The organism is Serratia sp. CY52157 (genome assembly GCF_052168495.1).
Taxonomy (GTDB): domain Bacteria; phylum Pseudomonadota; class Gammaproteobacteria; order Enterobacterales; family Enterobacteriaceae; genus Serratia; species Serratia ureilytica.
Map to the genome: position 1 here is coordinate 1,518,448 of NZ_JBJNMO010000001.1, position 20,248 is coordinate 1,538,695.

The following is a 20,248-nucleotide window of genomic DNA, read 5'->3' on the forward strand; positions in this document are numbered from 1 at the left end:
GGTTGTGTTTACATCGCTTTCGGGCACGAGAATCCTCGCAAAGCCCGTGACCAAAGTGGGAAATCTTTCATCGTCGAGCGCAATTCCAGTTTGAGCACGCCCACCACCGACGACATCGACATCGTCAGCTCTCGCCTGTCGCTGGCGAGCGGCACGGGATTGCTGGCGTCGAACATCCGGAACAAGGCCCAGGGCCCGTCGAAACTGGCGACCTGGATCTGGCCGGTGCCGGTGCGGAAGGTGAGTCGAACATAGCTGCCGCCTTTCGGGCCCGGCCAATCGATACGGGTAGGCTGGCTGAAGCCATGGCTGTAGTTAATCACCTGCCCATCGATATCCAGGGTCGCTTCCGTAATGGTCGGCGTCAGGGACAACGGCCTGATGAACATGGAGAAGGACAGCTTGTCGCCGGCGGTGAAGAAGGTGTCGCGGATCAGGCGTGCATTTTCAAACGCGCCCAGCGTGCTGGCATTGACGATCCCCTCTGAACCCGGTTTGGCATTCCATTTCTGCGCGTTGACGTCCACATAAGGGGCCAGGTTCTCATCGAAGAACTGCTGCATCGCGCCGCTTTGGCCAAACATGCGCGAGAAGTCCTCGATGCCGACCTCCGCTCTGGCGTTGCGCGAGAACGGATAACGCCCGCTGATACTGCTCTTGCACAAGCCGGAGGCCAGCGACGAAGCGCCTTTGCTCAGGTTCTTTTGGCTCTGCTGAATAGTCTGGCTGTCCCCGACCTGCAACAGATCCATCATCACGCTGCGCACCGGTTCCGGCTGGCGCGCCGCATCCAACTGCAGACGCTTCAGCGTGCCTCCGGCGGGCACCACCTGGCCGCCGCGCAGCGAGGTGGACAAGGTGGTCAACTGGCTGTACAGCGCTTCGAAACTGCGGCTCAGCGGATCGTTGCTGGCGTTGGTGGTCTGCAACAGCTGATAGCCCAGGCGGCGCAGCAGCTCGAAGCGATCTTCCACCGCGCGTTCCGGCGTGAGACGAAAACGCGCGCGCTCGCCGGAAATCTCGCCGAGGATGTCGCGCCGCTGCTGCTCGATGCGGTTGCGCTGGCGATCGAACCAGCTTGCCGCATCGCCCTGGTTGGTGCCGGTCATGCTGGTTTCGCGCGCGGCGAAGCGCACCAGATTGGCCAGCGGGGAAGAAGGGTCGGACAGTTGACGCGCCAGGATCGCCGCATCCTCAAGCCCGTTGACCGGCCGGGCGCGCACGTCGCGCATGAAAGCATCCCATTTGTCGGCATACTCGATGAGGTATAGCTTCCTCGCCTCGTCGGCCAGCTTCTGCGCCGAAGCCAGCGAGTTCACCGCGTTTTTCCCTTCCGCGCTGTCGCGCAGCACCCAGGACTCTTCTTCGATCATGTCCTTGGCGGCGTCATCGAGCTGCGCCAGGAAAACGTCGCGATAGCTGGCGCGGGTATAGAACCCCGGCACGGCGGTATCGGTGACCGTCGCCTGGCTCTTGCGGCGCAGCATCAAGGAGACGTTCGGCCCGGCGGCGTCGGCTAACGAAATATCGTTGATCGCCGCCGGCAACGGTTTCTCTTCGATGCGGCGCACCACCCGCACTTGCATCGGAATGTTCATCGCTTTCACCCGCGCCAGGCGCAGCAGATCGCCGTTCATCTTCATGACCGGCGCGTCCGGCAAAGAGAACATCTCCCGCAGATGGTAAGCGAAGATGCCTTTGTTCATGTCGGTGTAACCCTGCGGCATAAAGGTTTCCCAGCGCGCCATGAACCAGTCGACCAAGGCTTCGGCGGAGCGGTGCGAGGGTTCGCCCATCATCAGGTACACTTTCAGGGTGCCGTAGACGTCCTTGTTGGACGCCGAGACGTCATTCTTGAGTTCGTCCGCGATATAGTTTTCCACCGCCGGCCAGAAGATCTGCAGCAAATGGCGTTGGTAGGTTTTTTGCGCCGCGCTGTTGATCAGCTTGTGCTCGAAATAGGGATTCGGCACCGGCGACACTTCGCCGCCCAATTGCGCGTTCATGTACCCCAGCTGCTCATAGGCGGAAATGACATCGTCGCTGACGCGGTTAGTCACCGGAATTTCGCGCACGATGCGCTTTGTCTCATCGAAGCGCGCCGCAATGTAGGAGATGTAATCGCTCTCCCACAGGTAACGCATCGCCAGCAGGTTAAACGAGACCGCCAACAGAATGAGCACCAGCACATAGCGGCCCAGGGAGCTCATGCGGCTGCCGAGCGGCCTGGCGTGCGAAGACTGCTGCATCACCCCGCGTTCTTGCCGGGCATAATCCAGCTCCGGGTGATAAATGCGCCCGGTCGGGCGAGCTTCATAGATATCCGCCGCTTCCGCGTTGTAGATCGCCCCCTGCGGCGGCAAGGCGATGGTGCTGCCCAGCCACACCTGCTGCAGATGGCAGGCGTAGCCCACCGGCGTTTGCGGGAAGATCTGCTCTAACAGGGAATACAGCGGGTTGCCCAGCGACCCCAGCGATTCAGTGAAGAACAGCAGCTGTTGGCGGTTTTGGCCGTCCGGCGCATCGTGCAACAGTTCGAGCACGTGATGGCTGACGCGCGCCACCATCTCCCGGTAGAGGGTTTCATACTGCTCGAAGGGGGTTTCTCCCTGTTCGGCGCGGTTCAGGCTGAAGCCCATGCCTTTTTGCAACAGATCGTCGCCCAGCATGGACAGGAAGGTCTCGCCGCCGACCAGTTGATCGAGGTGGCTGATGGTGAGATAGACCGGCAGCTCGCTGCGGAACCACGAGGCCATCTCCAGCAGGCGCACGCGCAGCGCGTCGGCGACCGACTTTCTCTCCGTCAGCGAGGCGTGCAGCAACCAACGCGCATCCAGACACAGCATGATGCCGTCGATGCCCGGATGGCGGCGATGGCGGCGGATCAGTTTGAACAGGGTGTCGCGCGCCCTGGCGCCCTCTTCCCCCAGGCCGTTCAACTGCAGCCATTCGCCGGAGGTGTCGACATACACCGAATTCTCCGCCAGCCACCAGTTGCAATCCTGGGTCGGCCCGACGTCCACCGTCTGCTGCAGGCCATAGTGCTCGGCCAGCAAGAAGCGTTCGCCGCTTTCGCCGATCAGCGAGGTTTTGCCGCTGCCCGGCGGCCCGATGACCAGAAACCACGGCTTTTCGCTGACGTAACGGCGCGTCAGGCGGTATTTGAAGCGCTGCCAAGGGGTGCGCTGCTTCGCCGTGCCGACGTACTGCAAGGTGCGCAAGGCGTCGTAAAAGCGCGAGGTCACGCGATCTCGCTGGGCGGTCTTGCGTTTGGCCGGGGCCGGCGCTCGCGCGTGGCGGAACACCCAGGATAAGAACGTCGCCACGAACGGCCACAGCGCCCAGCACAGGATCAGCGTGATGATGATGCCCCTGACCCAGACCGACAGCAGCGGCCGATAGGTGCCGATGGCGATCAACGGCCCAATCCACCACACCACCGCACACAGCAGCAAGGCAATCACCAATATGAATGATCTACGTATCATATAATTTCCTTATTATCTCTACGCCGGCGGATGTCTTAGTTATCCTCGGGGACCTCGGCGGCTACCCCTGCCTGATTTAACGTTGCAGACGGTGAAGCCATCTCCCTCTCGCCGATTTTCCAAAGGATGTCCACGCGGCGGTTGCGGCGGCGCCCTTCTTCCGTCGCGTTGTCGTCCAGCGGCTCCTGATCGCCCTTGCCGACCGATGTCACGGTGCGGTTGTATTTACTGTTGGCCAAGGATTCGCGCAGCTTGTCGGCGACCGTCTGCGCGCGAGCCTCGGACAGTTTCAGGTTGGAGTTGTTGGAGGTGTTGCGATACGGTTTGTTGTCGGTATGCCCGATGACCTCCAGATCGCCCGGCCACGGCGCCAGCGCTTCCCCCAAACGCTCAATGTTGCGTTTCTTTTTAAACTCTTCCGACAGCTTCGACTGCCCGGTGGCGAATGCGCCGTCGGAGGTGAAGATCAACAGCCAGCCGCGCGGATCGGCGCGCACCTCCAGCCACCCTTCGCTGAGGATTTGCGGCAGCGGCTGCGGCAGCGTCTCCATGATGTTGATTTTGCGCGGCTGCGGCGGCGTCCAGGCCAAAATGGCGTTGCGCAGCGCGCGGGACTGATCGTGCAGATACCAGGCGGCCGAGGCATACGCCAGCAGCGCGATGGCCAGGCCGTAGCACAGCAGCTTCAGCGGCGTGATGCGGGTCGCCTTGCGCACCACGTTGCTCGGCTCGGCATCGGCCAGCGTCTGCGTCGGGTTCTGGCTGTACAGATAGCCGTCAAGACGGTTGCGCACGTCGGCCAACAGCACCGCGCCGCGTTCCATTACGTGGTATTGCCCTTCGAAGCCCAGCGACAGGATCAGATCGTAAAACGCCAGGATCTCCTTGTTGCGCGGCGAGGCGGCCAGATAGGCCTGCAGGTGCTCGAAGCATTTTTCCCCGCCCCAGGCGTCGCGATAAAACTCCACCAGCAGGCTGAGATTCAGTTCGCCGGATTCGAGCGTGCTCATGCAGCACTCATCCACGTAGGAGCACAGCAGATAGGCCAGCTTGTCCACATCGCTCGGCGCGATGTGATCCGCCAGCAGCGTCTGCTGAAACTGTTGGATCTCACGCACGATCTGCGCGCGCACCGCGCCCGGATTCAGCTGTTTCTGATCGCGCACCCGCTCCACCTGCAGCAGGACCGGGATAGCGGCGGCGATCAGCGGGTTGTCCCAATGGCCCATCATCACGCCGGGCTTGCTCAGCGCGGCGCGGCCGAACAGCCCGCTCGAGGTCGGCGCCGCCTCGGCCGGGCGCTCGCCCGGCGCGGGCTCGCTGCTTTCCGGCGCAACGCTTTCCGCTTCATAAGGCTTGGGTTCGGGGGGCGTCGCCACCCCGGCGCTTCCCGGCCGCAGCTTGGCGGCCAGCGCCCGCGCGCCGAAGGACAGCGCGGCGATCTCCGCCGTCGTTTTGCCCACCGAGCCGGACGCGGGAAGGCGCGGCGTCGCGTTGTTGCGCGTTACCGCCATCGCCTCGCGTATTTTTCTCTCGAATTCGTTCATCCCACCCTCCCTTGCCTTAATCCCCAGACGTCAAAACGCAGGTCGGGGAAATCACCCACGATGCTGAGCGCCATCGCCGAGCCGGCCATCATTTCCTTATAAATCGGGTCGGCATGATCAACCTCGAAATAGATGCTGTTCGGGTAATACGGTATGTGCCGCGGCGGCGAGGCCATCGGCAGCAAGCGAGCGCCCGGTAATTGCAGATCGATCAGCTGAATGATTTTCTCGACCGGCCCCAGTTTGACCTGCGCGGGGAAATACGAGCGCAGATGCTCGATGGACAAACCGCAGCTGACGGCGAACACCAGTTTTTCCAGGCGCAGCTGCGAGTCGTTCGGGCACAGATAAATGCTGTCGCCGCGATCGATAAACGGCAACGCCACCGCCGGCGCTTCGATCACCAGCGACAGCGCGCGGCGAATCGAGGCGAACAGCTGGAAGTAGCAGTTGTGCGGTTCATCGTGCAGATACACCAAATCGGCCCGATCCCAGAGGCGTTCGCCGCCGGGAATGATGCTGAGCCGCCCCAGCAGGCTCAGCAACGTGTCGAACAGGGTTTCAGGATGCACCTGCGGGCTGGCCAGCAGTTGGCTGATGCGCAAATTGAACTCGCTCAAGGTTTGCAGCAGCAGCAGTTCCAGCAGCTCCAGCAGCTCGGAAAGCCCGCCGATCGTCATATGCACGTCCGGGCGGAAAACCGACTCCAGACGCTGGCTGATCAGCCCAAGCAATTCGGTGGTGAAAGCGGGCAGCCAGCCGATGGCGCGGAAATCCAGCATCGGCGGCAAGGCGCGCTCATCCAGCAGCACCCGACGATCGCTGGTCAGCTCGCGCACGAAACCGACCGGCAGCACGCTTTCCGCGCTGCTGACCGCGTCCTCCAGGCTTAGCCGCGTCACCAGGCTGCCCAGTTGCATCGTGCACACGCGCGGGGTCCCCTCCAGGCTGACGCCGTGGTTGCGATCCGGCACCTCGGCGTCCATGGTGCGAAAACGGCTGCTTTTTCGCGCATCCTGGATAAGATCGATCTGGGCGTTGCCGGCGATGTCCATCAGCACGGACAGGCACACCACTTTCCCCTGGCAGCCTTCTCCCAGCACCAGCGGCGGCGGCAGCGGAATATCCTCAGGCATGCTGAACGCCGTGCCGTCGGGGAAAACGCCCTTGGCTTTCTTCAGCGCAAACTTGCCCTGTTCCAATAGCCCGTTGTCGATCTCCAGCGTCAGGAACCCCCAGGTGAAGGTTTCGACGCTGCGCAAGCGCGCTTCAATCAAGTGCTCGAAAAAACGTTCCTGCTGCTGGAAATGCTGCGGTTCCATCAACATGCCTTCTACCCAGGCGACGCGTTGTTTAGGTAACATGTCATTCATCCATTTTGTCGTTAGTCACTATGCTGAGTGACGTCATCCCCACCATCACCTTCATTTGCGAATCAGCCTGCGCAGGGGACTTTTGCTCGGCGAGCGGCAGTACGCCGCTGATTTGCTGAAACTCCGCCCCGACGACGACCCATCGCTCTTGCCCCGCCGGCACCTCGAAGCGATAACGCAACGTCTCCCTCGGTTGCAAAATGCTCTGGTGCCGGCTCAGCGCCCCTTCCGACGGCGCCGTCTCGCGGCAAGGGGCGCCGTCGCCAATTCCCTCAGGCATCCACCCCGAGCGATTGGTTTCTATCACGCACACCTTGACCGGCTGCGCCTCCCCGGCGGCATTCGGGTTCACGTTGTCGTTGGCGGTCACCTCGACGTCGATAAACCGCAACCGACGCCCCGCATCCGCAGCCTCATCGTGAGAAAACCAGCTGCATCCGCCGAGCATCCCCACCGCCAACAGTCCCCCTGTCGCAATCCCCCGGAGCGTTTTCACCATGCTGAACTCCTATGCATTAACGAAACATTTGGTCTGGCTCGGCGCGACCTGAGTGCAGACCATGTTGTTGTTGTTCGTCGTGCTGGAATCACCTAGCCGCGTGACCGGCATGCCGCCGGAGAAATACTTACCCGATCCCTGCACCGGCTGCGCCTGGGCCGAATGCGTCCCCGAGGCAGCGCCGATCACTCCGCCCGAATCGGCGGTGGCCACACGAGTGGTGCCGAGGTTTTGTTCATTGCCGCCGGAAATGAAAATGTTAGGCACGTTCGGTATGCCGGTGTTGTTGGGCGAGGTGTTCGGGCCCGGCGCCGGTATCATCGGGTCGCAGCCGGCAAAGCCGATCCCGCCCATGTTGGTATTGGCTGCAGTCATGGTGGTTTACCCCATATGTATCTGGCCACCGTCGATCTTCAGCACCGCCGAAGACTTCAGGGAACCAATTTCACTGTTGATGACGAGGGATTGCCGCGCATCCTGAATGATGTGCTTGGCCAGCACCTCGTCGGTTTCCTCCACCCGCCGGCTCGCGTGCTTGCTGCGCACAAACAGGCGTTGAGAGATTTGGTGCAGCGTTTCGGCAACCCAACGGCTGCTGCGCGTCAGCAGCGTGAAGTGCGGGCTGCGCAGCGTCAGCCGCTTGCCGCCCTGCAGCTCTATCTCCGGCGCCACGATGCGCAAGTTGGCGCAGCGGCTGTCCAGCGTCATAACGGCGTTCGCCTGTTGCCGCGACAGGATCTCGGTGATGACCAACTTGTCGCCGTCGGCGATGACGCAAACGCGATCGCCCGCCAGCGGCTGAACCAGGCAGCTGGTGGCGACCGCCAGACAATGCGCGCGCATGCCGTCGACATACAGACCGCCGTTGGCGTCGGCCGCCAGCGTCACCACCTTGCGCCCCCCTTGTTCGGGAAGCGGAGCGCTGCGCACCAACTGCAAAGGCGTCACCCTGGCGTTGGCATAGACCTTCTGATGCTCTCTTCTGGATTTATACATATCTGCTTACTCCTGTTGGCCGTTGATACGACGGTTGCCGCGGCCCCGGTTGTTGATGCGCATACCAGGCGTCGATCGCGCTCAAGAACGGATCGGCGGTAAGCGGCACGTTTTCGGCGCGATGACGCTGCGCGCCATGCAGGCGAGCGCTCTGTTGCTGAGCGGCGGTCAACGGCTGTTCGATCAGGTTCGCTTCCCGCAGCTCGGCCTGCTCAAGATTGGCTAACGCCAGATCGCACGCCCTGAATTCCGCTTGCGGCAAGATGGCGCGCCCCCAGTTGGCGCCGCCCATCGCACATTCGCTGAACCGGGCCTTCTGCCCCTGCGCCAGGATCAGCGTCGCGCGCTCGAAATCGCAGCGCAGCGCCTGCGCTTCAGCGAAGATCGCCGAGGTCAGATCGCTGTCGGCGAACGAACACCCCTCCAGCTCGCTACGGTGAAAACTGGCGCCCTGCAGCTGTAGCTGAGCCAAAGTGCAGCCCGACAGGCGGCAGGTGAACCAGATGCGCGCCTGCCCCGCGATCGTCTGCCAGCTGCACGTCTCCAGCCGGCAGCTCCCCATGATGTGGCGCTCGAGGGTCGACGCCTGCCACAGGCACTGCGTGAGTTGGCAGGCGTACCAGTTGGCGTCCTGTATCACGTCCTGGTGAAACATCAGGTTGGTCAGGGTGCTGGACTGCACGGCCAGATGCCCCAGGCTGCTGCGTTCAATTTCCGCGCCGTTGACCTCGCACCGGATCAAACCGCAGTCATCCAGCAGACAATCGCCGACGTAACACCCCTGCAGCGTGGTGTCGTTGCACGCCAAATTGCACAGCAGCCCCTGTTGCAGCATCAGGTTCTCAAACCGGCATTCGTTGAACGACAGGCGCATCAGGCTGCCGCCGACCACGTTGACCTGCTGCAGGGTGCAGCCCTCAAAGCGCACCGCCCGCAAATCACAGCCTTCAAACGTGACGCGTTCGAAATGACAGTCGATGAAAAAGCAGTCGCTCAGCGTCAACCCTTTCAGCTCGCGATCGTGAAACCGGCGTTTCTTGAAGATCCGCGGCATGGGCGGCGTCTGCGCCACCGCCTGGGCGACCTCCAGTTCGATCGCCTCTCGGTCAGGCAGCGCCTGTTGAATCACGCGGCTTTCAGTTTTCATGCACATAGTCCCCATGAATGATTCTGCGCGGCACCCAACACGCGCGCTCCAGCAGACAACCGCTGAACCGCGTGCCGGCGTCCTGCCAGGTCATCGCCAGATGCGCCGCCGCCAGATTGCACTGGTCAAATTCCGCATCGCGCAGATCGGCGTTATAAAACAGGCCTTGCTGAGCGCTGCTGTTTTGCCAACGTGAGTGCGTCAACAGGCTGTCTTTAAACCGCACGCCGGCCAGATCGCAGCTGGCGATCGCGCAGGCCGTCAGATCGGCCTCGTCAAAGTTGCATTCAGTGAAAACGCTGTACAGCAGTTGGCACCTCTCCATGCGCGCCGCTTTCAATCCCACTTTGGTGAAACAGCTATCGCTGAACACGGCGTGGGAAAAGTTCGCCTGCATGCCCGCCGTCAGGCTCTCGACGCGGCAGCGTTCGAAGCGCACGCCGCGCCAGTTGCCGCCAAGGAACGAGTTTTTGGTGAGCGTCATCTCCAGCGCAACCGCCTCTTCGGCGAGGCAGCGGTTAAACACGCACGCGTCCAGCTCGCCTTGCAGAAACTGCGCGCGGATCAGCGTCGCGCCATTAAACATGCCGTTGCCGATCGCCGCGTGTTCAAAGCGGCTCGCGGTGAAATCGCCCCGTTCGAAAACGCAGTTATCCAGCTTCACGTGGTCGGCGCGCAGCCCTTGCCCCTGAGGCTCCGCCAGCGTCACCCGTTCGAAGACCGCCTCTTGCCACACGCTTTCCGCCAGCAACGGCTTTTGCAGCGTGCACGAGATCATGCGGATCTGGCGCAGCGCCGCCTGCGTCAAATTGACCGCATCAAAAACGCAGTTTTCGAAGGTGCAGCCGTCGAGGGAAGCCTGCGAGAAATCGCAGCGCTCAAAGCGGCACTGCAGAAAATGCCGGCCCGACAGCGCCTCGCAGCGCAAACCGGTGAAAGTCTTCCCTTCCACGGTCGCGCTATCGGGGAAAAACGCGTCATTGCCGTCTTCAGCGGGAAGATCCGGCAGATCGGGCAACGTCACGGAAGCGGGCTCCGCCGCCGCTTGTTGCTGGTGCAAGGCGATCGCCTCGCGGATGCGTTGATAGAACACGGCGGAATCGCCCAGAGAGGTGGGCGACGGATCGTAACGCAAATCGCTGGGGTGATCCGACACCGCCTGGATGACGTTCAATCCCATCTCCGCCGGCATCAGATCCGGATCGAACAGAAACTCAAAGGGCGAGGCGTCATCGTCGCTGCGCTTGCGGAATACCTGTTGGAAATAGTCGAACGAGCGCGGCGCATCGCAGCGATCCAACGCCAGCATGACGGACTCGATGGACTCGTCCAGCAGATGCGTCAACGGCGCATTGCCGGTGAAGATAAGCAAAGCGATGTCGCTGTCGGGCAGGAACCACAGCGTTTTGCGCTGCAGCTCGATTTCCTCGAGGCTGTCGCTATCGTGACGGCGGATGAACGCCCGTCCGCGCACCGCCGGCAGCTCGCCGCGAATCGCCTCGCTTTGCGCGCCGACGCCCTGCAGCTCGAAGGGCACCCGATCCGGCCACGCCGCTTCCGGCAACCACTGCGCCGGCGGCGCCATCTGGAAATAACGCCGATCGATATTGGCCGGCAGCCCGGGGAATGCCGTCTCGAGATAGGCTTTGCCGGCGATCTGGCCCGCCACCTTATCGATGTGCGCCTTGCGCAGCGCAAACTCGTGCGGCACCGGCGCCGGCGCCGCCAGCGGAGAGCGCTCCTGCGCGGTCCCCTCGGGGGACAGCGTCATCAGCAGCGGCCGCAGCCCGTCATTGCAGCCGCGGCCAAACGGGTTCTCCTTGTTGTCTTTGCCGCCCCAGGCGGAGGTGTGATCCAGCGGCACGCTGAGGAAGGGTTCCACCTCCATCGCGCCGCGCCGTCCCTCGCCCTCGACCCGCCAACGGCGCTTCAGCCCGCCGATGTCGGCGCTGACATTCAGCGTTTTCACCGGCTGACCGATGCCGGCATGGCCGACGATCAGGTATTCGGCGAACGGCTTCGGCTCGGCAACATCCAATATCGGCAGGCTGAGCGGCACGCGCTTCCATGCCTCCCAGATTTCGGCTTCGTTCACGAAGTGCTCAGGCCGGGACAGGTAGCATCCGGCCACGACGCTGATGCCGAGCCGGCTGTCTGTCCCGATCTGGTAACTTCCTTTAATCGCCACCAATTGCTGTGGCCGTATGATTCTCATTGCCGCGCCTCGTTAGTTTTTGCTTTGCATCCCGACTTTTTTCAAATCGACGCCGGTCTCGGACAGTGACGCGCCGGTATAGCTGATCGACACCCCTGTCGTGCTGGTGCTGCTGCCGGTATTGCTGACGCTGCTGCCGGTATTGCTGACGCTGCTGCCGGTGCTGCTGACGCTGCTGCCGGTGGTGCCGACGCTGCTGCCGGTGGTGCTCACGCTGCTGCCGGTGGTGCTGATGCTGCAGCCGGTGGTGCTGGTCGACGATCCGGTGGTGCTGATGCTGCAGCCGGTGGTGCTGGTCGACGAGCCGGTGGTGCTGACGCTGACGCCGGTAAAGCTGGTGCTGCTGCCGGTCTGGCTGGTGCTGACCGTGGTGTAGCTGTTGCTTTCGCCGGTCATGCTGTTGCTGATGCTGGTGAAGGAGTTGCTTTCGCCGGTCATCGAGTTTGATACGCCGGTGCAGCTGGTGCTCTGCCCGGTGAACGAGGTGCTCAGCCCGGTGAACGAAGTGCTCACGCCGGTAAATGACGTGCTCACGCCGGTGAACGAGGTGCTGACGCCGGTAAACGAGGTGCTCACGCCGGTGGCGGTGAGGCTGACGCCGGTCATCGACGCGCTGACGCCTTTAATCGAGGCGTCAAACCCGGTAATGCTGAAGACGTAATCCTTGTAAGAGACGTGGTTGGTGAACCAGTCGGTAAAGGTGCGGCGGATGATGTCGAACTTGTCCATTCCCACCTCGGTGGCCTGGTTGCGCTCCACCGTGGTTTGCAGATCGCGTTCGGCATGCAGCATGACGCGTTCGTTGTTGCGGTTGTCATCGAAGGTCAACTGGCTGGCATGCTGCGGCTTGCCGAAGCGCAGCGAACGCGACACCATGCCCGAGTAGTTGATGTATTCAGGTAACTGATAAGGCGGCGGGTTGTCGCCGTTATACACAATCCCGGTCACCATCGGACGATCGAGATCGCCGTCGACATAGGTCACCAGCACTTCCTGACCGACGCGCGGCATGGCGATCACGCCCCAGCCTTTCCCGGCCCAGGCCTGCACCACGCGGATCCAGCAAGAGCTGTCTTCCTCGGTGGTTTTGTAGCGATCCCAGTGGAAATGCACGCGGATGCGCGCAAATTTGTCGGTATGCACTTCGGAGTTGGGCGCGCCGACCACGGTGGCGCTCTGGATGCCCGGCATCTGCGGCTTTGGCGTTTCGCGCAGCGGGCGGAACGGCACGTCGTCGTTCAACGCATTGAAACGGCAGGTGACGTTGCGGCCGTCGCTGCTGCTGTCCGGGCCGTCTTGCACGAACACATAGTCGCAGCGAGTCAGCTTGAAGCGGCGGTTGCGGTTGGCGTCCGGGTGCAAAATCAAGGAGAAATCCTTGCCGGCCATCAGCCCGACGGCGTTGCTCTCGCCAAACAGCAGATGGCCGTCGCTTTGCATTTCTTCAAGGCGCAGCCGCGCCAGGTTTTCACCGCGTTCGGTATCCACATAACCCGCCGCGTAGTCGTACCACTCCAACGGGGTGTTCTGCAGGCCAAGGCGGCTCTCTTCCACCTTGGTTTGCAGGTTCTTGCGCGGGTTCTGGAAGTCGAAGTCGCGCAGCACGATTTCATTCGGGCGCACTTTGCGTGAACGCTGGATGCGCTGGATCCCTTCGCGGATGGCGCGGTTTTCTTCGCTGTCCGGCATGAACGGCAACACGGCGTAACCGAAATCCAGATCGTCGAAATTCTGCCGGTCGGTGATCACCAGCGTGTGTTTATCCTCGGCGTGATCGAAGTAATACCAGATGCCTTCGTCTTCAAGCAGGCGGCTGATAAACGCGAAATCCGTTTCGGAAAACTGCACGCAATATTCACGCGTCGGATAAGTGCCTTGAATATCCAGACGGTAGTCGGCAAAACCGTAGCGCGAGAAGATTTGCTCGATGATGTCGAGCACGTTCAAATCCTGGAAAATGCGGCTGTTGCGGTTCTGCATCAAAAACCACAGCCAGGTGCTCAGCTCCAGCTTATAAACGAACTTATCCTGATGCTGCCCCGAATCGGAGGCGCCGATCACGTAAGCGTAAAACGGCCGCGCGCCGAAATCCGGCCTTTCTATTTGAATGCTGATCCCTTGACCCAGCAGAGATTCATAATCAACGTCCGCCTGTTCACATTCGAATTCGAGCGTATATTGCGAGTTGCTCGACAACCCTTCTTTGGTGGTGAAGCTGAGTGGAAACGCATTTAATTCGGCTAACACCGGGTTATCAATTTCGATTAAAGGCATAACAACCTCTCTGATCCGATATCGAACCCCGCCCCGCGTTTGCGGGCCGGCGGCAAATTAAAAATCAGTCGAAATAAACACTTAAACTATCGTTCTCGACCATGAGTTGGATATTCTGCAGTTCCTGTCCCGTCCGTTTGCGCTGCAGCACTTCATTGCTGATGGGCGGCAAAATCGCCTGCTGCAGCAGCGACTCGACCGCTCTGCCGCGCGAAGGATGGGCGCTGATGCGTTTGGCTATCCAGCCTGGAATGTCGCCTTCCAGCACCAGCGACACGCCCACTTCTTTGTGCAAACGCTGTTGTAAACGCGAAATCTGTTTGGTGGCGATATGGGTTATCGCTTCGGTAGAAAGCGGCACGTAGGGAATGACGTTCATGCGCGCCAACAGCGCCGCCGGGAAGAAGCGCGCCAGCACGTCATGCAGCATCGGCCGCAGCGCTTCGGTTTTCAGATCCGGCGTTTCCGCCAGCGTCGCTTCTATTTCGCCGGCGCCGATATTGCTCGTCATTAAAATGAAACACTGGCGGAAGCTGATCATGCGGCCCTCACCGTCTTCCATCACGCCCTTGTCGAAGACTTGATAAAACGCCTCGTGGATATCGGGATGCGCCTTGTCGAATTCGTCGAGCAAGACGATGGAATAAGGTTTGCGGCGCACCGCCTCCGTCAACTTGCCGCCCTTGCCGTAGCCGACATAGCCCGGCGGCGCCCCTTTCAGGGTGGAAACGGTATGCGATTCCTGAAACTCGCTCATATTGAAGACGATCAGGTTATGCGCGCCGCCGTACATCGCCTCCGCCAGCGCAAACGCGGTCTCCGTTTTGCCGACGCCGCTCGGGCCGGACAGCATGAAAACGCCCAATGGCCGATCGTGCGCCTGAATGCCGGCGCGGGAGATGCGCACCGCCTGCGCGATTTCATCGATCGCCGTCTGCTGGCCGAATATCTGGCGGCTCAGCAGTTGGTTGAGATTGAGCGCATTGTCCAGATCGCTTTGCAGCATGCGGCCGGTGGGGATGCCGGTCCAATCCGACAACACCTCCGCCACGACGCGGTCATCCACCCACGGATACACCAACGGCAGGCCACCGTCTTGCAAGGCTCCCAGCTCGGAGGCCAACTGCGGCAAGCGCTCCGGCGACTGCCGCTCCGCGTCGAGCAAGGTGGTGACCGCCTGTTGCTCCTGCGCCTGCCGCTGACGCAACGCATCCAGTTCACCTTCCATATCGCTGAGGGTCTGCTGCAATTCAGTGATGCGGGTGAGCGCCAGATCGTCGAATTTGCTTTCCTCCTGCAGGCCGTTCATTTCGGTGCGCTTCACCGCCAACCCGGCCTCGAGCGACTCGATTTTTTCAGGCAGCGCATGCTGGCTCAGCGCCACCCGCGCGCAGGCGGTGTCCAGCAAGCTGATGGCTTTGTCCGGCAGTTGTCGCGACGGCAGATGGCGCAGCGACAAATGCACCGCCGCCTGCAGCGCCGACTCGCGGATCTTGACGCTGTGGTGCTGCGCAAAATGCGGGGCGATGGCGCGCATCATGTTCACCGCATTCTCTTCGTCGGGTTCAGAAACCAACACGTACTGGAAACGGCGCGTCAGCGCGGCGTCCGGCTCGATGAACTGTTTGTATTCCGACCAGGTCGTCGCCGCCACCATGCGCAGCGCCCCCCTGGCCAGCATCGGTTTCAACAGGTTGACGGCGTCGCCGGTGCCGGCCTGCCCGCCGGCGCCCACCAGCGTATGCGCCTCGTCGCAAAACAGGATCACCGGCACCGCCGAATGCGCGATGGCGTCGATCAGCGCTTTCAGGCGCGATTCGAATTCGCCCCTCATGCTCGCCCCGGCCTGCATGCGCCCCAGATCCAAAGACAGCAGCCGGGCGCCCTGCAGCAGCGGCGGCACCTGCCCCTGGGCTATCTTGCAGGCCAGCGCTTCTGCCACCGCCGTTTTGCCGACCCCGGCTTCGCCCACCAAAATCGGGTTGTTCTGCCGGCGACGCAGCAAGATGTCGATCACCTGGCGCAGCTCCGCTTCGCGGCCAATCACCGGGTCGATTTCACCGTCGCGCGCCTGGCGGGTCAGATCGGCGCACCATTTATCGAGAATATCGACCGTCTCGGACGCCTCCGGCGCATCGCCGTGGGCGCTGTAGACCTCTTCTTCCTCTTCCTCATGCTCGACGGACTCCGCCAGAATCGCCGGATAATCGTCGAACAGCTGCGGGATCGGCAGTTTTTTGAACTCGTCGCTCAGCCGGTACAGGCTGCGCTGCAACGTGGGATCCTGCAGAATGCCGACCAGGATATGAATGGTGCGCACCCCGCCGGACGGCGTTTCGGCGAGCTGGCTCATCAGCAGCCCTCTTTCCACCACCGTTTCCAGTTGCGTCGACAGATCCACCACCGCATTCGTCCGGTTAGGCAAGGTATGAAGAATGCGATCCAACGCATCGCTGATGCGCTGACTGTTGATGGCGTAGTGCGCCAGGATCATCGGCAAGTCGCCGCGCTCCTTGTCCACCAGGACTTTCAGCCAGTGTTCCAGCTCCACGTATTCGTGCCTGAAGGTTCGGCACAGCTTGGTCGCTTCGACGAACGACTGATAGGCAAAGTGGCCCAATCGCGAAAAAAGACGTTCTCGTTGATACACCTTAAATTTCCTTATATTAAGTTGTTGATTGATAAACCAGCTGCCTAAACGTCCCTGTCTTAGGTTTCAGCCAGCTGTCTTTACTCAGCGACTTGCCGCCCAGCTGCGCCGCCATGCCCGGCTCCGTGGCAATCAGCAGGCTGACATCCAGCATCAGCTGATGGCTCGTAAAGTCATGACAGATGCTCACCAACGCCTGCAGCCGCCGGCTGCCGCGCTGATACTGCTGATACTGCGGGGCCCCCAGCGGGCCGATCTGAATATGCGCGCCGTACTGGGCATCGAAAAAGCGGCTGCCGATGCGCGTGCTACCCAACTTGCCCAGCTTTTGGCTGTCGCTTTGCTTGCCGTCGTCGATCCACTTGGCGTAGCGCGGCGTAATCGTGATGGGAACGGCGAAATAGGCCGCCAACATCTTGTTGAGTTGCCGCAGCGAGCGGCGACCGGGCAGATAAGTGCCGGGATACGCCTCGCGCAGGCGCTGGATATGCGGGTTCACCGTCAGCGCCGTATCGACGCCCACCGTCTGGCGCAAATGGCGCAAGAACGGGTTTTTATCATCGTCATGCTCATGGCCGATCATCGCCTTCAGCTGCGCCCAGGCCCGGTAGTGCAATACGGCGAAGCGCTGGCTGACGATGCCGACGAACTGCTGGAACGCCTGGTTGCGTCTGGCGATGACTTCGGTGCGCGCGTGCTCGGTCACATGGATCGGCAGCGGGCCGTAGGGGGCGAACATGCCGAAATGCCGCGCCTGAATCAGCACTTGCTTAGGGCGCTGCACGATAGAGGCGATTTCACGCGAAGCGAACGCCATATCCGCCGGCTGGGTAATGCAGAGCCTTTCGCGGCTGCGATCGTTGGAGACGCCGAGCCGCGGCGCATCCGGCTGCGCGCGTTCGATACGCCGCAGCAGCTCGAAAAAATCCTGTCGATTGGACAGCCCGCGGATTTCGGCCTGGCCCGCGCTTTCGCTTTGCGCCCCCGGCGTCGGCGCCGGCTCCAACGAGAGCGCCGTTTCACGCATCAACGACATATCAGCCATAGTAGAGCGCCCCCCAGTCGGCGTGGGTTTCCCCATCCAGCAACAGCTTCATGCTTAACGTTTGGTTCAGGTCGCCGTATTGGCTCAACGCGTGGTGCAATATTTTGCCGAACAGATAGGCGCCGTGGTCGGCATGATGGTTGGCACTTAAGTTGACGGCGATCTCGGCTCCGCGGATCCAGGCCAGCGGCCCCGGCCCCTGATTGCGTTCGAAGTGGTGCTCCACCCAGGCGTTTTTGATGCTGGCGATGCGCTTGCGCTGGCTGGAGTCATCCTGATGGCAGAACAACGACAGCCAGTCGCGCAACAGCGCCGAACAATCCTGAACGTCGGGGCGCGCATGGCGCAAAGGATTGGAGGCCAGCATCTGGATCGCCTGCCACGCCTGGCTGATGTTCGGCACCGCGACCGGGTTGCTCGGGTAGCGGACGATCTCCACCTGGTGGATCGGCATCGCCGTTTCCAGCTGGAAATGCGGCTGCTGAAGGTGCGCCGGCACCAGATGCCGTTCGCATACCAGCGCCTCGACGCTGAGCGACGTGATGTCGTCGATGTCGATGCCGCTTTTGCCCGGCGAGATGGCGATGAAGGTATCTTCGTTGGGCAGGTGCGGATTATTGTACTTGGAGGGCGACGGCTCCCGGCGACGGTGCAGCGTATAACCGGCCGGCTCCCGCTCGCAGTCGTACTGCACGTCGGCCTGCAGTGAAGAGAAAATCACCGGGTTGCCGTCGGGCAGCATGCCTTTCACTTGTTTTACGCTGTGTATCTCATACAGCGAGGTGTTCAAACGATCGACCACCAGCTGGTGCTCCGTGCGCTCATCCGTCAGCAGCACCGGCGAGCAATGGCGGCGATACAGGTTGATGACCGGGGTCGCGAAAAGATGAAAATCCCTGGCGTTGACGCGACCGATCAGAGTAAGTGGGCGTTGCTCCAGCGCGAACAAGATCTCGAACTCGTGAACGCGTTCACATTGGCGCAGAAAATCCTGCACGCCATGCAGCTCCAGGCTGAAGAAGCGGCTTGGCGCGGCGAAGTATTCGCGCATCAGCCGGTTGCCGGGCAGTTCCCCCACCACGGTGGGCAACAAGGCTTCTTCATCGCTGACGCCGCCCAGGCGCAAGCTGTCCGGCTGCAAGACTTTGACGATTGGCCGGTCGTCGCTTTTCGCCCATAGCACGATGCGCAAGGTGCGATTAAGCAACGCGGCCAGCAGTTGATTGGCCCGCACCGTATCTTCCGCCAGCGTCAGGTGCAGCGGCTCGAGATCCAGCTCCGAGACGGGAAGCACGCCGTGCGTCGTCAGGCATATCCTGACGTAGGCCGAGCAATCCTGCATGTGTCTGGCGGCGCCGTCAGGCAAATGGTGCGGCGGCAAAATCTCACATTCCGCCAGTGAAATCTCAACGGGCTGCACTTTAATATGCCGCGCCGTGGTGAACGTGGCGGGTTTGTTGTTCAGCGAGATATCGTTGAGGGTCATGCGGCTCCCGCGCGGCAGGTCAACCTGGCTGTGCCACTGGGGAAAAGAGAGATCGGGCTTAATCGCGACGGTAGCGATCGCGGGAACCGGCGTATACCACAGCGGCGCCAGGCGTGAGAGCATTTGCAGGGCAAATTCCGGCTGCTCATTGTTCAGCTTTTCCTGGATGCGGGTGCAAAGGAACGCGGAGCCCTCCAACAGACGCTCAACGAAAGGATCCAGCACGCCGTCGATATGCATGCCTAAATGCTGGGCGACCTGGGGATGAGAAGAGGCGAACTGACGACCGGCCTCGCGAAAATAACGCAGCTCATCATTATATAATTGGAGAAAGCGCTCACTGAACATAGTCACCCCTATTAATCAAATACGTGTACGGCGCCACAGGAATAATCAAGAGCGATGCGCAAATTAACCAGCATTTCGTCACCCGGTAATGAGCAGGTGCCATAAATATCGAATAAAATCGCCAGCACATACGATTGGCGTTCATTCACTACAGGCACCACACGAATCGTTTTCGGATCCAGACGCGGCTCAAACGAAGTAATGATTCTTTGTATATGTCTCGCCAGCGTTAACGGATCGGTATTAATCGGTATGCGTTGGCTCAGCGACGGCAGGCCATAATTCAATACCGAACTTTCGCTGTGCGCATAATCATGAAGTTTCAAATCAGCGCTGCGCGATGCGTCATTCAGTAAAAATTCGATATCACGCACCAAAACACGCCGCCAATTATCGGCGCTGGCGCTTTGATGTCTCACGCTGAGCTTATCGAATAGCATGGGCAATGACGCTTTCATTTAACACCTCGCGATAAGGCTTATGTCTGCCCGCAATCGCTGCGGGCAGACAGCCTGCAATTAGTGTTGTGACATCAATGATCAGATACGGGCATTAAGCTTGAGGTCATACCCCGTCTTAATTACCGCACCCATGGAGCCATCATTGTTTTGCTCTTTGTACTCAACTTCGATACGTGCGAAATTCAGCTTGATAACGTCGGTTGGCAGCACGGTATCGATTTCAGTACCGATGGTGGAATTCAGCGGCATATTACCCACGGTCTTGAATGAGGAAACCAGGCAGTTGCTGAAGGTCACGGCAATGAAGTCTTGCTGACCCTGGCCTGATTTACGGCAAACAAGTTTTGCCTGAGGAATATGCTCGCCGGTGGCGCACATCAGGAACAGTTTCGGCGAAGCCTTATTGCTCACCATGCGAAACTCAAAGTCTTTCATCTCGACTTTGCCTGAACCGCCGCCGCTCCCGAACCCCCAACGGCCGGCGTTTTCTTCCGCCCATTGCCAGGCTTGCAGCTGAATCCAGCCAGGGTAGGTTTGGTCGGGTGATTCACCATCAACACCCTCAATTTTCAAAAAATAGTCTACTAAAGCTTTCGTGCTCATTTTTTGTCTCCTTGACTGATAGGTCTACTTCGTTAATTGAAAAGTCTATTCAGATAAGTCGTTATATTGCCTACGCGATCATTGAAATAGCGACAATGAGAACCCATTAGCCATTA

General features: G+C 60.8%; 14 protein-coding genes. All 14 read right to left on the reverse strand.

The features are described from left to right. Nucleotides 1-8: 8 nt before the first annotated feature. Complete coding sequence (tssM, locus tag ACJ8IP_RS07245) at nucleotides 9-3,488, reverse strand: type VI secretion system membrane subunit TssM (RefSeq protein WP_147838481.1); 3,480 nt, start codon at nucleotides 3,486-3,488, stop codon at nucleotides 9-11. 35 nt (nucleotides 3,489-3,523) lie between these two features. Beyond that, nucleotides 3,524-5,035, reverse strand: coding sequence for a type IVB secretion system protein IcmH/DotU (icmH, locus tag ACJ8IP_RS07250; RefSeq protein WP_033643654.1), 1,512 nt, complete (start codon nucleotides 5,033-5,035; stop codon nucleotides 3,524-3,526). Continuing rightward, nucleotides 5,032-6,399, reverse strand: coding sequence for a type VI secretion system baseplate subunit TssK (gene tssK, locus ACJ8IP_RS07255; protein ID WP_442524344.1), 1,368 nt, complete (start codon nucleotides 6,397-6,399; stop codon nucleotides 5,032-5,034). Before tssK ends, icmH begins: the two co-directional genes overlap by 4 nt. Before the next feature lies 1 nt (nucleotide 6,400). Continuing rightward, nucleotides 6,401-6,907, reverse strand: coding sequence for a type VI secretion lipoprotein TssJ (locus ACJ8IP_RS07260; protein WP_033643655.1), 507 nt, complete (start codon nucleotides 6,905-6,907; stop codon nucleotides 6,401-6,403). A 9-nt stretch (nucleotides 6,908-6,916) separates the two neighbouring features. Next, nucleotides 6,917-7,282 carry a PAAR-like domain-containing protein gene (locus ACJ8IP_RS07265; RefSeq protein ID WP_033643656.1) on the reverse strand — a complete coding sequence of 122 codons (366 nt, stop codon included), beginning with the start codon at nucleotides 7,280-7,282 and terminating at the stop codon, nucleotides 6,917-6,919. A gap of 6 nt (nucleotides 7,283-7,288) precedes the next feature. Then, nucleotides 7,289-7,903, reverse strand: coding sequence for a DUF3540 domain-containing protein (locus ACJ8IP_RS07270; RefSeq protein WP_033643657.1), 615 nt, complete (start codon nucleotides 7,901-7,903; stop codon nucleotides 7,289-7,291). After that, complete coding sequence (locus tag ACJ8IP_RS07275) at nucleotides 7,896-9,050, reverse strand: pentapeptide repeat-containing protein (RefSeq protein ID WP_442524345.1); 1,155 nt, start codon at nucleotides 9,048-9,050, stop codon at nucleotides 7,896-7,898. The genes ACJ8IP_RS07270 and ACJ8IP_RS07275 overlap by 8 nt, the downstream gene beginning before the upstream one ends. Further along, a complete protein-coding gene (locus tag ACJ8IP_RS07280; RefSeq protein ID WP_197801413.1) occupies nucleotides 9,040-11,265 on the reverse strand; it encodes a DUF2169 family type VI secretion system accessory protein in 2,226 nt (741 codons plus the stop codon). Before ACJ8IP_RS07280 ends, ACJ8IP_RS07275 begins: the two co-directional genes overlap by 11 nt. Nucleotides 11,266-11,277: 12 nt before the next feature. Continuing rightward, complete coding sequence (vgrG, locus tag ACJ8IP_RS07285) at nucleotides 11,278-13,539, reverse strand: type VI secretion system tip protein VgrG (RefSeq protein WP_004935351.1); 2,262 nt, start codon at nucleotides 13,537-13,539, stop codon at nucleotides 11,278-11,280. Between the two features lie 64 nt (nucleotides 13,540-13,603). Beyond that, nucleotides 13,604-16,189: a type VI secretion system ATPase TssH gene (tssH, locus tag ACJ8IP_RS07290; RefSeq protein WP_033643660.1), complete on the reverse strand. Its 2,586-nt coding sequence runs from the start codon at nucleotides 16,187-16,189 to the stop codon at nucleotides 13,604-13,606. 16 nt (nucleotides 16,190-16,205) lie between these two features. Further along, nucleotides 16,206-17,234, reverse strand: coding sequence for a type VI secretion system baseplate subunit TssG (gene tssG / locus ACJ8IP_RS07295; protein ID WP_197666014.1), 1,029 nt, complete (start codon nucleotides 17,232-17,234; stop codon nucleotides 16,206-16,208). Then, a complete protein-coding gene (gene tssF / locus ACJ8IP_RS07300) occupies nucleotides 17,227-19,068 on the reverse strand; it encodes a type VI secretion system baseplate subunit TssF (RefSeq protein ID WP_033643661.1) in 1,842 nt (613 codons plus the stop codon). Before tssF ends, tssG begins: the two co-directional genes overlap by 8 nt. An 11-nt stretch (nucleotides 19,069-19,079) precedes the next feature. Beyond that, entirely contained in the window at nucleotides 19,080-19,526 is a 447-nt protein-coding gene (locus tag ACJ8IP_RS07305) for a type VI secretion system baseplate subunit TssE (RefSeq protein WP_015378391.1), read from the reverse strand. Nucleotides 19,527-19,607: 81 nt separating this feature from the next. Further along, nucleotides 19,608-20,132 (reverse strand): Hcp family type VI secretion system effector, encoded by a 525-nt coding sequence (locus ACJ8IP_RS07310; protein WP_004935369.1) that lies wholly within the window; start codon nucleotides 20,130-20,132, stop codon nucleotides 19,608-19,610. Nucleotides 20,133-20,248 lie beyond the last annotated feature (116 nt).